Here is a 12,651-nt window from a genome sequence, read left to right on the forward strand (position 1 = left end):
AAATAATCAAAATTTTAACCGCACTTTCTAGGATTTTTATTAGAGAGGGACTGAATCCCTCTTTTCAGAAAATGCAGTGATTAACAGATTAATCAACATATTCAGTTATAACACGCGGCGTTAATTTTGTAATTAGCTCATAGCTTAAAATTCCTGTGAATTTAGCTACGGTTTCAATAGGCAATTCCTTACCCCATAGAATGACTTCATCACCGACTTGATCTTGGCTATCAAGTCCTAAATCAACGGTTAACATATCCATTGAAACCCTTCCAACGATTGGCACAATACGACCATTCAAATAAACAGGCGTGCCTTCAGGAACATCGCGAGGATACCCATCGCCATAGCCAATAGCCACAACGCCGATTTTTGTATCATGCGAACTTGTCCAAATGCCACCGTATCCAACTGGTTCACCTTGTTTATGGTTGCGAACAGCAATCAATGATGAAGTTAAATTCATCACTGGTGTTAAACCAAACTCAGCACCGACAGTATCAGTTGGTGAAATGCCATACATAATAATACCAGGGCGGATACATTCCAGATGAGATTCAGGCCAGAAAAGAATGCCGCCTGACGCTGCAATAGTACGTTCACCTTGTTTATCTTTTGTGGCGGATAAAAAGCGGTTGATTTGAAGTTGGGTATAATTAGATTCTAATTCATCAGCGCGGCTAAAATGGCTGACAAAGCCTAAGTGCGGTTGAATATATGGAAGTTTTTTAAGTTCATTATAGAAAAAATCGACTTCATCTAATGCCACACCTAAACGATGCATGCCTGTGTCTATTTTTAACCAAACTTTAATTGGGCTTGGTAAATTCGCACGTTTTAGTGCATCCAATTGTTCGCGATTATGTACGATAGTTTCGATATTATTGACCGCTAAGACGGGCAAATCCTGTTCATTGAAAAAGCCTTCAAGTAATAAAATAGGTTTAGTAATACCATTGGAACGTAATGCCAACGCCTCTTCTAAACGAGCCACGCCAAAGCAATCAACATTTTGTTCCAAAGTTGATGCGACAAACACAACGCCGTGACCATAGGCGTTTGCTTTAACCACAGCGATGATTTTACTGTTTGGAGCTTTTTGTTTAATTATTTCTAAATTTTGTTTTAAGGCGTGCGAGCTAATTTTCGCTGTCGCCGGTTTTACATTCATTGTTATTCCTTAATAATCATCATGATATTCACGTTGTTCGGCGAGATTGTCAAAGCGTGAGAATTGTCCATTAAATTTTAACCGCACTCGACCAATCGGGCCGTTACGCTGTTTACCGATAATAATTTCTGCAACACCTTTATCTTCCGAGTTATCGTTATAGACTTCATCTCGGTAAATAAACATAATCAAGTCTGCATCTTGTTCAATGGAGCCAGATTCACGTAAATCTGAGTTTACAGGGCGTTTGTCTGCACGTTGTTCTAAAGTACGATTTAACTGAGAAAGCGCGACCACTGGCACTTGTAATTCTTTAGCGAGCGCTTTTAGGGAGCGAGAAATTTCTGCGATTTCTAGTGTTCGGTTATCTGAAAATGCGGGTGCGCGCATTAATTGCAAATAATCCACCATAATCATACTTAATCCACCATTTTCACGATAAACTCGGCGTGCGCGCGAACGAACATCAGTAGGCGTTAGGCCTGAAGAGTCATCGATATAGAGATTATTTTTTTGCTTGAACATCCCAACTACGCTAGCAATTTTATTCCACTCGATTTCATCTAAATTTTGACCTGTTCGGATTTTAGTTTGATCAACGCGAGCAAGGGAAGCGATCATACGCATCATAATTTGTTCTGCGGGCATTTCTAAACTAAATACTAAAACAGGTTTTTCACTTGCCATTGCGGCATTTTCGCAAAGGTTCATGGCGAAAGTGGTTTTACCCATTGACGGACGTGCCGCAACGATAATTAAGTCAGAAGGCTGTAAACCTGCCGTTTTTTTATCAAGATCAGTGAAACCGGTCGTAATGCCCGTTACGCCAGAATGATTTTCAAGTTTGCTCAAAATATCGATTTTTTCAATAGTACTTTCCAGCACATTGATCACATTTTGCGGGCCTTCGCTAGAAGTTGTCCGTTTTTCTGCAATCGCAAACACTTCACGCTCAGCCTCATCAAGAATTAACTTGATGTCTTGCCCTTTGGGAGAATAGCTATTTTCAGCAATGTGATTTCCTACCGAAATAAGTTCTCGTAATATGGCTTTTTCTCTCACAATATCCGCATAAGCCAAGATATTAATCGCGTTTGGCGTATTATTGGAAAGCTCAGCTAGATAGGCAAATCCACCCACTTCATCGCTTACACCACGGCTTCTTAAGGCTTGATCTAGCGTAATTAAATCAATAGGCGATTGATTACGCATTAGATGTTCCATTTCTGTAAAAATTAGGCGATGCTGAAAAGTATAAAAATCGTCAGCAATCACACGTTCAGCAATGCCATCCCAATGTTGATTGCTCAGCATTATGCCACCCAACACGGCTTGTTCAGCCTCAAGTGAGTGCGGTGGAATACTTATTTGTGCCGTTTTTTTGTCAGAAGATTTGATTTGAGGTTGTGATGCCATAGGACTTATTTCGATACTAGAATGCCGTCTATGATACCGCAAATATCTATTGGGTTTAAGTGAAAAGTGCGGTGAAAAAAGGAAATAAAAAACGGTGGAAAAATCCACCGCTCTTTCATTTTAAAGTGTTCAGATTGTTGATTATTCAATAATTAATGTACGACATACATTGGTTTGTGTCGCACCTTGGCCACCGTGAGTAACAAGCACTAAATCACCAGTAGATAAGTAACCTTTTTCTTTTAATGACTGAAGTGCTGCTTTTGCACTGGTTTCTGAGCGGCTATCTTCACCATGATAAACTGGAGTTACGCCACGGTATAGTGCACAAAGGTTTAAGGTTTCTTGATTACGAGATAAAGCAAAGATAGGTAAACCTGAGCTGATACGTGACATTAATAATGGAGTACGGCCTGTGCTAGTTAAAGTGACAATTGCTGCAACACCTTTCATGTGGTTTGCTGCATACATTGCAGACATGGCAACAGATTCTTCAATAGTTTCAAATTCTTTATCCATACGGTGACGAGAAACATTAATGCTTGGCATTTTTTCTGCACCTAAACATACGCTAGCCATTGCAGCTACTGTTTCAGAAGGATATTGACCTGCAGCTGTTTCTGCAGAAAGCATAACTGCATCAGTGCCATCTAATACTGCGTTTGCAACGTCCATCACTTCAGCACGAGTTGGCATTGGATTGCTAATCATTGATTCCATCATTTGAGTCGCTGTAATTACAGCACGATTTAATTGACGTGAACGACGGATTAATTTTTTCTGTACGCCGACTAATTCAGGATCGCCGATTTCTACACCTAAGTCACCACGAGCAACCATGATTACATCAGATGCTAAAATGATATCGTCCATTGCTTCATCAGTAGCCACTGTTTCTGCACGTTCAACTTTAGCAACGATTTTTGCATTTAAACCTGCTTGTTGTGCAAGTTCACGCGCATAATTTAGGTCAGCGCTTGAACGAGGGAAAGAAACGGCTAAGAAATCAACGCCAATGCGTGCAGCGGTAATAATGTCTGCTTTATCTTTTTCTGTTAATGCATCAGCAGATAAACCACCGCCTAATTTGTTGATACCTTTATTATTTGATAATGGACCACCAACAGTAACTTCAGTAAAAACTTTCGCCCCATCAGTTGATAATACTTTTAATTGAACACGGCCGTCATCTAATAAAAGAATGTCGCCAGGAACAACATCTTGTGGAAGGGTTTTATAGTCTAAACCAACAGATTCTTGTGTACCTTCACCTTTTGGTAACTCTGCATCAAGAATGAATTTGTCACCAATGTCTAAGAAAATCTTACCATCTTTAAAGGTAGAAACGCGAATTTTAGGACCTTGTAAATCACCTAAGATTGCCACAGTTTTACCTAATTTTTTTGCAATAGAACGTACACGTTCAGCACGTTCAATATGGTCATCAGGTGTACCGTGAGAGAAGTTCATACGAACTACGTTTGCGCCCGCTGCGATAATTTTTTCAAGATTGTTATCACGGTCAGTTGATGGGCCCATAGTACATACAATCTTCGTTCTTCTTAGTCTTCTAGACATTATTTACTCCGTCAATAATTACAAAATTTTAAAGATACTATTTTTACTTGGCTATATATTAGCCAGATGAAAAATCGGTGCGCATTATACGCTTAAAAATTTGGGAAATCAAAAACAGCCCTGTTATTTAAGGCAATACTGTTTACTTTTTTGCCAGTTATATCGGGTTTTAAGAAAAATACTTGTTTTCAGATTAAAAATATCTATAATGCCAAGCACTTTACACAGCGCGACTATAGCTCAGTTGGTTAGAGCACCACCTTGACATGGTGGGGGTCACTGGTTCGAGTCCAGCTAGTCGCACCATCTCTATTTTTCTTTATTCCCCAATTCTCAGAGAAAAATAGATAAAATATAAGTAAAAACAATAACTTATATAATTTCACACACTAAAACACACCTTCTTTTTTATATCAAAATCGCCTAAAAGGTAGCATTTTTATACCGATTGGGATCGATTTCGATCTGTTCTATACTCCATTGCACACATTTTTGCACACGTGCATTGCACACATTTTTATGGAGTAAACAATGGCGACAATTATTAAGAATGGCAAGCGTTGGCGCGCACAAGTGCGCAAGTTTGGCGTGAGCAAATCAGCCACTTTTTTGACTCAAACAGACGCAAAAAAATGGGCAGAAATGCTCGAAAAACAGCTCGAATCTGGAAAGTATAATGAAATCCCTGATATTACATTGGATGAACTCATTGATAAGTATCTAAAAGAAGTTACGGTAACCAAGCGTGGGAAACGTGAAGAACGGATAAGATTATTACGTCTTTCTCGCACTCCGCTTGCAGCAATATCCTTACAAGAAATAGGAAAAGCACATTTCCGTGAGTGGCAAAATCAACGATTAAAAGAAGTCTCTCCAGCAACAGTTTTGCGTGAACGTAGTTCGCTTTCAGCTCTGATGGCCAAAGCGATTGAATGGGATTTTATAACAGAAAACCCCCTAAAATATCTTGAGAAACCAAAAGCGCCAGCACCTAGAACTCGTCGATATGATGAACACGAAATTGAGCGTCTGATTTTTGTGTCAGGTTATGATGTCGAACATATTGAACCGCCAAAAACCTTACAAAATCGCACGGGTGCGGCATTTCTTTTTGCGATAGAAACAGCAATGAGAGCAGGGGAAATAGCAAGTTTAACTTGGAATAATATCAATTTTGAAAAGCGCACTGCCTTTTTGCCAATTACTAAAAATGGATATTCACGCACGGTGCCTTTTTCGGTAAAAGCAATAGAGATTTTACAACATCTTACTTCGGTAAAAACAGAAAGTGACCCGCGAGTATTCCAAATGGAAGCACGCCAACTGGATCACAACTTCCGCAAGCTCAAAAAGATGGCAGGGCTTGAAAATGCCAATTTACATTTTCACGATACCCGCCGTGAAGCCTTAACCAGATTGGCAGAAAAAGTGGATGTAATGGTATTAGCCAAAATATCGGGCCATAGAGATCTCAGTATTCTGCAAAATACCTATTACGCACCTGATATGGCAGAGATTGCTCAACGGCTATAAAACAAAGGCGGGGTTTAATCCCCGCCTTTTTCAAATTCTTGCTTTTCGCTTTTTATGTTTCAAACAGAATGAAACAACCTCACCTGATACATATAAATCTTTACTTTTCCCACCTGTCCGCCCAGAAATTGCCACAGCAGCGGGGAAGAAAGGACTAGCGATAACATTTCTGCGAGTATGATCCATACTAAATCCGAAATATTTGGCGACATCATCAATCGTCCATAATTCACGGCTATGTTCATTGATAACAGGTTTTTGCAATAAAGCCTCGATTGAAGCGAGTTTCTCCATCACTTGTTCATTCGTTATCATCACAAATCCCCCTCTTTCACAAACACACCATCAATCATACGTCCTTTGCGGTCTTTAATTTCATCCCAAGCTGCTTGCACACAATCTGTTAAATCAAGATCAAAGCAATTGCAAACTTCAACTAAATCTAAAACAATATTGCCGAATAACATTTCAAGAGATGTATTGCGGTCTAGTTCACAGCTAATTCGAGTTAAATCATGAAGCAATTCAATCACACAATCATCTGCAGTGAGTTCGGTTTTGGGATGGTGTTCAACTGCCATTGACCCGATATTAATTTCATTACGATTTCGTTGTGCTGAAATAATTGTTAAAACCACAACGCAATCCCCGATGCTATCCTTAATAAGGTCTAATTTTGCTTTTGATATTCCATTGCACAATTCACCAAATTCTTCTAATAATTTAATGAATTGTCTTTTAGGCGTTGAGCCTTTAATCAAATTGCGATCTTCTGCCCATTGTTCGATGTTTTTTATAAGCTGTTGTAGATTTTCCATATATCCCTCCTAGAATGGAATTTCATCATCATGAAATGCTGACAAAGGATCGTCTTGTTGAACAGTTGTAGCTACATTTTCTTTTTTAGGTGGGCGACCTCGTTTTGGTTTTTCTCGCTCGTCTTTATCACGCATTGTTTGAGATAAATGCACTATACGTTTTGCATCTTCTCCATTTTTAAATTCAGCTAATGTTTTTTCGCTTTTTGGAGAAAATGGCACAATAATTTGAAAACGATAGCCATCTGAACCATCTTGTTTTGTGTAGAGTACTTTTTGCAAGAATAATCCAATAGGTTTGCTATTTAATTCAGGGCAAATTAATGCAGAATCAGATGCTAAACGACTTAATTTGCGTACACCAGTGACTCCCATCACTGCTTGTATCATCTTTACCCCAAAATCAATTGGTAGCCCGTCTTTACCTTGATAATAAATATTCAAATAATCTGCTCTTTCACCTTGATCGGTTTCAAAAGTTAATTTTAATGCTTCAGCTCCAGCACTTGTGCTAATCCATTCTGCAAAAATAATTTTACCTTTATATGCACCAGTATTTTCTACAAATGCGCCCATTCCGCCTTGTAAGGCTTGTTTTTCGTCGTATGTAAAATCCATACAATTTCTCCATATTACATTAATTTAAAATCCCCCAAGCTCTCGCCCCAACCAAAGGTTTGAGCCAACGGAATTTTTTCTTCTTTGATGAAAACTTCATCGTTTTCGCAACAAATCCACCGATAGTCATTAAGCCGTAACCGTCCATGGCGCATTAAAAGGTCAATTTGTGACGGTTTTAATGGCGAACCGATAGGCAACATCAATAAATTAACTTGCTGTTCAAATTTTGAGCGGTTACAGTTATTGACACAAGTCCAAGCGGCGCGATGCGCCTTGTTTGTTTCGGTGGACTCCGAATTAAGTGCGGTGGAACCCAACGCACTTTTCGCTGATTTAATCACCCAGTTTTTTAATTTGGTGATGATTTTCTTTTCTGTGAATCTGTTTTTTACCCCCATAATTTTCTTACGAATCTCCCCGTATTTATTCGGTTCGCATTCCTCATACTCAATGCAAATTGGTTGGTCGCAACGTTTTGTCATTGCGCCACCTTGCACTTTTAAATAACTACCAAAGCAACTCACATCAGCCACCGTACGACCAATATCCAATACTTCATCGTCCGCAATTGCTGCCATGGCATCATCAATTTTGCGAAGTTCACGCCATGTCGAAATTGACGGTGTACCGTAAAACTGGAATTGACGAATGCCCCAAAGATTTGCCCACGCACTGACACGTTGTACGTTTTCAAGTAATGTCAGATTTTCTACTTCATCTGACATTTCTTTGCCTTGCTTACCTGCATAGATATTCTTGGCGATGTATTTCGCCACATAGCCAATGGCAGAACCTTTGTTTGGGTCAATTTCATCTACGTTGAAACGGTATTTTTTCGCACCGAATTCATCGCCATCTAATTCCAATGCTTTCTTGCGGAATAGATGAATAACATCATCTTTATGTTCAGGTTTTACATACATCAGCAAGTGCCAATGCGGTGTGCCGTCGTGATGTGGTTCAACGCCACGAAAGCCAAAAAAACCGATTCCACGTTTGGCAAACTGTGCACGTAACTGTGCCCACACTTTATTTAAGTAACGTTGCGTATCACGAGGGCTTGCACCTTGCCATTTTTTATTGTTTTTGCCTGTTTCATGCGTTGCGTGAAAAGAGGACGGGGCAGTCAGCGTAAGAAAGAGTGACACAAATGAATTTTCTATCGCCCATTCATCAATACCACGCAAGCGGTTCATGGTTTCTTGGAAACGGATAGCAGGATTTGCCACAGATTTTTTCCACATTTCAATCAACGGCATTTGTTCGGTGCTATCGTCTAAATTTTCCAACACCATTTGTTGCAGATATTCGAGGTTATCTGCACGTTGCGCACGATAGTCATTAAATGCGGTTTGAGAGACATAAGGACTCACTTTTGCCGATACTGCACCACAGCCAATCTCCACATGTTCTTTCAATCGTTTTTGCGCCGTAGTAAGTTGGCGTTTCCAATGTGTTGGGCAAACTGATTTATTTAGATCAACCTCAATGTCATTCACATCTAAGAAACGGTTATCTTGATAAGCGAACCAGTGTTTTAACGGAAAACCAATATCTGCACATACTTCGCCTACTAAGCGATAAAGGTCACGAGAAAGTGCGGTGAAATCATCAAGAGATATTTCTCCGCGTTCTTTCCGCTCGGCTTGTTCGGTGACAAAATCAGACTGTAATTTCATAAACAACATGGCTAATTTGTCTGCCATTTCTTTTAGCTGATGTTCACCTAATAAATAAAACGGAAAGTTAGCTGCCTTTTTGCCTTTAGAAAGTGCGACCACCTGTGAATGCGTATCACGGTCAATCAACCAATCAAGGCTAACGTGATAATGTTGAAAAACGGCTTTCAAGCGATTGGTGAGGATTTCACGCAAATAGGTGTTCGCATACGCTGCCTGTTTATTGCCGAATTTAAACCCAATAGAGCCATCATCTTTTACGCTCTCGAAAGCACGCAACCACACATGGCGAAAATGCTCACGTTGGCGTTTGCGAGGGAGCGCAGAAAGCAGTTTTTCAACATAATCGAACTGGTGTGGCGCAACAGAAAATAATTCCATTTGCGCCGATGTCGCTTGAGCAGTATCGAAAGTGCGGTCAAAATTCACCGCACTTTGCATCATTACTGCACGTGCATCAGCCATCGCTTGCTCACGTTTGGCAAGGTTGGCATTGCACTCAAGTTCCCAGTTCATCATCAAGAATCCTTACATTGCCGTATTGGCTAAATATTCACTGTGATATTCAAAATATTCTTTGATTTTGTTGTTGGTCGAACTCACTGCACTGAGTAATTCTTCCAAGCTCAACATTTCATATTGGGCTAAGTCATAACGGCGCACTTCTTCAATCGCACCCCAAATTGTGTTGTGTAAATTGCCCACGGTTCTTGTTTTTTGTTTGCCATACCAGCTATCTTGATCACCCATCACTTCAACCACTTGAAAGCGGGTGCCGATAGGTAAAATTTCTAGCGTTGCGCCACAATCTAGAGCGATACAAATATTGTTTTCCATTATTCTTTTTCTCCTTTACCAACGGCTATCTAGCACGTCCGTAATAAACTCAATTAATCCCATTACGGTGATAGTTGCACCAAGCACAGCAAATACTGCCACTAAAAACATCATAAAAAGCTCACTCATCACGTTTCCCCATAAATTGCTTAAAATCATATTGGCGGGTCTTTTCTAGTTTGATTTGCCCTTCCTCAATCGCTTTTTTGAAACAATATTCAGCGCGTGCAAAGCTCCAGTTTGTTTGTGTTGCGGTTGGTGCTGCTATCCACGCTGAACGCCATTGTTTTGCGGCTAACCCATAATTGCCTTGTTGCTCACTTTCTTTTGCGTGTTGCGCATGGTCTAAATAAGTTTTAATCGCTAATTTTTTCATTTTGCATTTCTCGCTAAGTAAACCGTCATATTGGCGGATTCGATGATTTTTGAATAAACAAGCGCGGCGATGTCATCTTTCCCTTGTTGTTTTAAATGTCCCCACAAAGCTAAAAAACGACGATATTTGCGATACCATTTCTGTGCGGATTTATTCATTTGTGTTTCCATTTTTATCCTCCTGAGTATCAATTTGAGTAAATTCTCGCTCTGTTACGCCTTGTGAAAACATTCCCGAAAGTAACCGCACTTTACGTAGTGCACGGGCTATTTTGCGTTGTCCTTGTTCTGTGTAGTGATGGAGCTTAGTGCCTGTTAAATGCCCTGCACGTAAATCTGAAAAATCTAAATCAGCTAATTCCAACAGCATTTCTCGAAAGCCTTGTTGTAAACCGTCAAACTCTCGTTCTACACGGAATTGGCTTTTGCTTAACGAGTGCAGCGCATCATCAAAACTTCGGATTTCAGGCACCTTTACTTGATTTACACGGCACCATTTTTCAGCGGCAGATTCCGTTTCATCGTCAAAGCAATAAGGCATTAAGGCCATCACTCACCCCCATTCATTTATTTACGGAACCACCGTGCAAAGCGTTGGAAAATGCTTTGTTCACGTGCCCACTGTTCTTCTTCAAGTAATGCAATGCGATCACTGAGTGATTCATTCAGCAATACTTGCTGTGCATTCACGTTTGCTTGGTGAGAAATCGCTCGTTGCAACAGTTGAATGTTGCGAGCCTGTTCTTGCACGGTTTTGTTTAACTGCCACACATTCACACGGTTATGGCGTTTTTTACCGTTGTCATACACATAATTACTGCTTGCCATTTGCTCAAACTCCTAAATTTTGGTTGCAAAAATCCTGTCGCATGAATTTCTTCAAACGACCATGTTTAAATTACGGTTGGAAAATTAAGAATTAATCCGTAGGTATTTCGACTTGGCGAGTATCCGTTTCGTCTAACGGTTTACTGCCTAACATTGCTTGCTGATTGGTTTCAAAGCTTGCTGTTTCGACTTCTACAATCTCACTAATCACTTTAAAGCGACATTCACGACAGCCACTGCAATAGCCAAAAGTTTGCGTGGTTAACTTTGATAATCTTTCTGAGGTTCGCACATAGATATTTTCTGAACCGCATTTCGGGCATTTAACATTAACTTTCACTTTCACCACCTTTTGTTATACTCAACTCCATCTTGATTAAACGGAGCTATTCTATGTATTCAACTTATCCTGAATTTTCTTTACCAAAATTCGATCGGCATATTTCCGCATTTATTGATACCTTTGAAATAGATACCGATGCTTGCCCACTGTTTGATAAAGAATTTGTTGTTGGCATTCAATGCCGCGGATTTATTTACCGACATATTCATTGTCAAAATATTGCTGAGCTTGACGCGTTGGCAAATTATCTTGACTACTGTGGCGATTTTCGTCAGGAGCTTCCGCCGAAAGGCGTAGATCGACTCTGGGTTCTTTTGGACGAAAGGTAAAAGAACGAGAAAGTTTAATATTGCCGTCATTTACCACACCTTGCTCAAGGGCAAGGTTCATCCATTCTTCTAATTTTTCCATTGAATAGCGTTCACGAAAGCCGTCTTGACTTTCCAGCCATAAGGAATATTCCCCATATTGATTTTGCAACAACAAAAAACGCCCTTTGCCTAAGGTTTCCCATTCTGTTCCGCCAGTATTATTTTTTTCACTCATACACACCTTCTTCTGTCCTATACTTTCCACATTCCCCAATATGGATTGCACGGTTATTAAAATTAAAAGAGAATCAACACCATAAAGAACGATACCATTGAAAATAACGCCACGAGGTATGCCATGCTGACTCGATTTTTACGATTTCTCATATTTATCCTTAACTGGTCTATTGTTGTTGGAATCGTTTGGCTTAATGTCATCTTACTGACTGATTAATTAATACATTCTTCTAATTTCAAACGGATAAAATCATTCAATTCCCGTTTATCCGCTTGAGCCATTTCTTGTAACTTTTCTTTAAAACTTGCCGTCACACGAAATGCAATAATTTCAGATTTTAGTTCGCGTTTTTTTTCTGTTTTCGCCATATCCTTTTCCTTGTTGTTTTTGTTTACTTTGTTATACTTTTACTATCTAAAAAATTGGAATGCACAGAACGTTCCTATTACAGCGCAGATAAAACATAAAACTGGTAAATGGTTATGGTGATCATGGTATTGCTGTCCCAGTTCGTCTATTCTTTGCTTGGTTTGTTTTTCCTGTTCTTTCAAAGCTTGTTCAAGTTCCAATACGCGAACCCATAATTGTTCATCTACTTTTTTAGCCATAAGGCACCCCTATGTTTAAAAATAAGGAACTCCCATGACTGACGAAACACTGGTTATCCCCATTGAAGTTGATTCACCGCTCAACATCACTTTCCATGCCGAGACAGGAGAAATGACGGTGGAATGTTTTCAGTTTGTTTCAGGTGCGCCACAAGCGAAGATGGCTTTTCGCTATACACCGCAGGCAACACAAGAAATGCTGCGGGCGCTTGCGATTTTCCAAGAGAAACTCGGTACAACATTTTTAACGCAAGCCACGCCACATAACGTGCAATAGATTGTTTACACTGAGAAA

Annotated in this window: 18 protein-coding genes and 1 tRNA gene; 3 read left to right on the top strand and 16 right to left on the bottom strand. The window is 39.8% G+C overall.

What is annotated here, in order from left to right; all coding sequences use genetic code 11:
* Window positions 1–88 precede the first annotated feature (88 nt).
* From alr to pyk, 3 genes are all read right to left on the bottom strand, one after another.
* Window positions 89–1,171, bottom strand: coding sequence for an alanine racemase (alr, locus tag DV417_RS05375; protein WP_118878993.1), 1,083 nt, complete (start codon window positions 1,169–1,171; stop codon window positions 89–91).
* Window positions 1,172–1,180: 9 nt separating this feature from the next.
* A complete protein-coding gene (locus DV417_RS05380; protein WP_275045273.1) occupies window positions 1,181–2,596 on the bottom strand; it encodes a replicative DNA helicase in 1,416 nt (471 codons plus the stop codon).
* 132 nt (window positions 2,597–2,728) lie between these two features.
* Window positions 2,729–4,165 carry a pyruvate kinase gene (pyk, locus tag DV417_RS05385; protein WP_118878995.1) on the bottom strand — a complete coding sequence of 479 codons (1,437 nt, stop codon included), beginning with the start codon at window positions 4,163–4,165 and terminating at the stop codon, window positions 2,729–2,731.
* A gap of 229 nt (window positions 4,166–4,394) precedes the next feature.
* Here pyk and DV417_RS05390 point away from each other — a divergent pair.
* Both DV417_RS05390 and DV417_RS05395 read left to right on the top strand, forming a co-directional pair.
* A tRNA-Val gene (locus DV417_RS05390) sits at window positions 4,395–4,471 on the top strand.
* Window positions 4,472–4,696: 225 nt separating this feature from the next.
* Complete coding sequence (locus DV417_RS05395) at window positions 4,697–5,698, top strand: tyrosine-type recombinase/integrase (RefSeq protein WP_118878996.1); 1,002 nt, start codon at window positions 4,697–4,699, stop codon at window positions 5,696–5,698.
* 30 nt (window positions 5,699–5,728) lie between these two features.
* On the opposite strand, the gene DV417_RS05400 is transcribed toward DV417_RS05395, so the two are convergent.
* The 13 genes from DV417_RS05400 to DV417_RS05450 form a co-directional block, all read right to left on the bottom strand.
* Window positions 5,729–6,013, bottom strand: coding sequence for a hypothetical protein (locus DV417_RS05400; protein WP_005633740.1), 285 nt, complete (start codon window positions 6,011–6,013; stop codon window positions 5,729–5,731).
* Entirely contained in the window at window positions 6,013–6,516 is a 504-nt protein-coding gene (locus DV417_RS05405; RefSeq protein ID WP_118878997.1) for a MazG-like family protein, read from the bottom strand. The genes DV417_RS05400 and DV417_RS05405 overlap by 1 nt, the downstream gene beginning before the upstream one ends.
* A gap of 9 nt (window positions 6,517–6,525) precedes the next feature.
* Window positions 6,526–7,134 carry a hypothetical protein gene (locus tag DV417_RS05410; protein WP_118878998.1) on the bottom strand — a complete coding sequence of 203 codons (609 nt, stop codon included), beginning with the start codon at window positions 7,132–7,134 and terminating at the stop codon, window positions 6,526–6,528.
* A 14-nt stretch (window positions 7,135–7,148) separates the two neighbouring features.
* On the bottom strand, window positions 7,149–9,335 hold the full coding sequence (locus tag DV417_RS05415) for a replication endonuclease (protein WP_118878999.1): 2,187 nt from the start codon (window positions 9,333–9,335) through the stop codon (window positions 7,149–7,151).
* A gap of 9 nt (window positions 9,336–9,344) precedes the next feature.
* Window positions 9,345–9,653, bottom strand: a complete 309-nt coding sequence (locus DV417_RS05420; protein ID WP_005655052.1) for a hypothetical protein — start codon at window positions 9,651–9,653, stop codon at window positions 9,345–9,347.
* Between the two features lie 121 nt (window positions 9,654–9,774).
* Window positions 9,775–10,029, bottom strand: a complete 255-nt coding sequence (locus DV417_RS05425; RefSeq protein ID WP_118879000.1) for an ANR family transcriptional regulator — start codon at window positions 10,027–10,029, stop codon at window positions 9,775–9,777.
* On the bottom strand, window positions 10,026–10,187 hold the full coding sequence (locus tag DV417_RS09425) for a hypothetical protein (protein WP_157997919.1): 162 nt from the start codon (window positions 10,185–10,187) through the stop codon (window positions 10,026–10,028). The genes DV417_RS05425 and DV417_RS09425 overlap by 4 nt, the downstream gene beginning before the upstream one ends.
* Entirely contained in the window at window positions 10,180–10,578 is a 399-nt protein-coding gene (locus tag DV417_RS05430) for a hypothetical protein (RefSeq protein WP_118879001.1), read from the bottom strand. Before DV417_RS05430 ends, DV417_RS09425 begins: the two co-directional genes overlap by 8 nt.
* A gap of 17 nt (window positions 10,579–10,595) precedes the next feature.
* Window positions 10,596–10,856, bottom strand: a complete 261-nt coding sequence (locus DV417_RS05435) for a hypothetical protein (protein WP_061827746.1) — start codon at window positions 10,854–10,856, stop codon at window positions 10,596–10,598.
* Between the two features lie 91 nt (window positions 10,857–10,947).
* Window positions 10,948–11,196 carry an ogr/Delta-like zinc finger family protein gene (locus DV417_RS05440; RefSeq protein ID WP_118879002.1) on the bottom strand — a complete coding sequence of 83 codons (249 nt, stop codon included), beginning with the start codon at window positions 11,194–11,196 and terminating at the stop codon, window positions 10,948–10,950.
* Between the two features lie 192 nt (window positions 11,197–11,388).
* Window positions 11,389–11,745, bottom strand: coding sequence for a hypothetical protein (locus DV417_RS05445; RefSeq protein ID WP_118879003.1), 357 nt, complete (start codon window positions 11,743–11,745; stop codon window positions 11,389–11,391).
* Between the two features lie 215 nt (window positions 11,746–11,960).
* Window positions 11,961–12,116 (bottom strand): hypothetical protein, encoded by a 156-nt coding sequence (locus tag DV417_RS09430; RefSeq protein ID WP_005633752.1) that lies wholly within the window; start codon window positions 12,114–12,116, stop codon window positions 11,961–11,963.
* Window positions 12,117–12,158: 42 nt separating this feature from the next.
* The gene (locus DV417_RS05450; protein WP_118879004.1) at window positions 12,159–12,356 is read right to left on the bottom strand and encodes a hypothetical protein; all 198 of its coding nucleotides are present in this window, start codon (window positions 12,354–12,356) and stop codon (window positions 12,159–12,161) included.
* A gap of 34 nt (window positions 12,357–12,390) precedes the next feature.
* On the opposite strand from DV417_RS05450, the gene DV417_RS05455 reads away from it, so the two are divergent.
* A complete protein-coding gene (locus tag DV417_RS05455; protein ID WP_118879005.1) occupies window positions 12,391–12,633 on the top strand; it encodes a hypothetical protein in 243 nt (80 codons plus the stop codon).
* Window positions 12,634–12,651 lie beyond the last annotated feature (18 nt).

The organism is Haemophilus haemolyticus (assembly GCF_003490935.1).
Classification (GTDB): domain Bacteria; phylum Pseudomonadota; class Gammaproteobacteria; order Enterobacterales; family Pasteurellaceae; genus Haemophilus; species Haemophilus haemolyticus_M.

Excerpts from the sequence above, each read along its gene's own strand:
- DV417_RS05450 (WP_118879004.1), bottom strand. The coding sequence starts at position 12,356 with ATGGCTAAAAAAGTAGATGAACAATTATGGGTTCGCGTATTGGAACTT.
- DV417_RS05445 (WP_118879003.1), bottom strand. The coding sequence starts at position 11,745 with ATGAGTGAAAAAAATAATACTGGCGGAACAGAATGGGAAACCTTAGGC.
- DV417_RS05425 (WP_118879000.1), bottom strand. The coding sequence starts at position 10,029 with ATGAAAAAATTAGCGATTAAAACTTATTTAGACCATGCGCAACACGCA.
- DV417_RS05400 (WP_005633740.1), bottom strand. The coding sequence starts at position 6,013 with ATGATAACGAATGAACAAGTGATGGAGAAACTCGCTTCAATCGAGGCT.
- DV417_RS05420 (WP_005655052.1), bottom strand. The coding sequence starts at position 9,653 with ATGGAAAACAATATTTGTATCGCTCTAGATTGTGGCGCAACGCTAGAA.
- DV417_RS05405 (WP_118878997.1), bottom strand. The coding sequence starts at position 6,516 with ATGGAAAATCTACAACAGCTTATAAAAAACATCGAACAATGGGCAGAA.
- alr (WP_118878993.1), bottom strand. The coding sequence starts at position 1,171 with ATGAATGTAAAACCGGCGACAGCGAAAATTAGCTCGCACGCCTTAAAA.
- DV417_RS05415 (WP_118878999.1), bottom strand. The coding sequence starts at position 9,335 with ATGATGAACTGGGAACTTGAGTGCAATGCCAACCTTGCCAAACGTGAG.
- DV417_RS09425 (WP_157997919.1), bottom strand. The coding sequence starts at position 10,187 with ATGAATAAATCCGCACAGAAATGGTATCGCAAATATCGTCGTTTTTTA.
- pyk (WP_118878995.1), bottom strand. The coding sequence starts at position 4,165 with ATGTCTAGAAGACTAAGAAGAACGAAGATTGTATGTACTATGGGCCCA.
- DV417_RS05435 (WP_061827746.1), bottom strand. The coding sequence starts at position 10,856 with ATGGCAAGCAGTAATTATGTGTATGACAACGGTAAAAAACGCCATAAC.
- DV417_RS09430 (WP_005633752.1), bottom strand. The coding sequence starts at position 12,116 with ATGGCGAAAACAGAAAAAAAACGCGAACTAAAATCTGAAATTATTGCA.
- DV417_RS05395 (WP_118878996.1), top strand. The coding sequence starts at position 4,697 with ATGGCGACAATTATTAAGAATGGCAAGCGTTGGCGCGCACAAGTGCGC.
- DV417_RS05455 (WP_118879005.1), top strand. The coding sequence starts at position 12,391 with ATGACTGACGAAACACTGGTTATCCCCATTGAAGTTGATTCACCGCTC.
- DV417_RS05430 (WP_118879001.1), bottom strand. The coding sequence starts at position 10,578 with ATGGCCTTAATGCCTTATTGCTTTGACGATGAAACGGAATCTGCCGCT.
- DV417_RS05410 (WP_118878998.1), bottom strand. The coding sequence starts at position 7,134 with ATGGATTTTACATACGACGAAAAACAAGCCTTACAAGGCGGAATGGGC.